The following is a 264-nucleotide window of genomic DNA, read 5'->3' as shown; positions in this document are numbered from 1 at the left end:
ACCTCTTTAATAGCGAAATCGGATAATCCTGTAAATTCTCCCTCATCAAAGTCAACTTCAGATTTAGCAACTTCCGTTAAGTCTGACCAATCATTTACAGATACCATCAGAAAAACATCACTTTCTGGAGAAACAGCTTCAAAAGCCCAACTGTCTTTTACCTGATAAAGATGTGTGACTTGGTCCAGATTACGCGCTAAAAGCTGTTCGATTTCATCCTCATCAGCTTGGATGACTGTACGTCCATGTTTTTTCACACCTTGA

At 39.4% G+C, this 264-nt stretch carries 1 protein-coding gene; it reads right to left on the bottom strand.

What is annotated here, in order from left to right; all coding sequences use genetic code 11:
* The coding region (locus ETC27_RS18040) for a CppA N-terminal domain-containing protein (RefSeq protein ID WP_205742785.1) at positions 1 to 264 on the bottom strand (264 nt) is incomplete at both ends.

Source organism: Onishia niordana, assembly GCF_004798965.1.
GTDB classification, from domain to species: domain Bacteria; phylum Pseudomonadota; class Gammaproteobacteria; order Pseudomonadales; family Halomonadaceae; genus Onishia; species Onishia niordana.
This window is presented reverse-complemented; position numbering and strand designations above follow the sequence as displayed.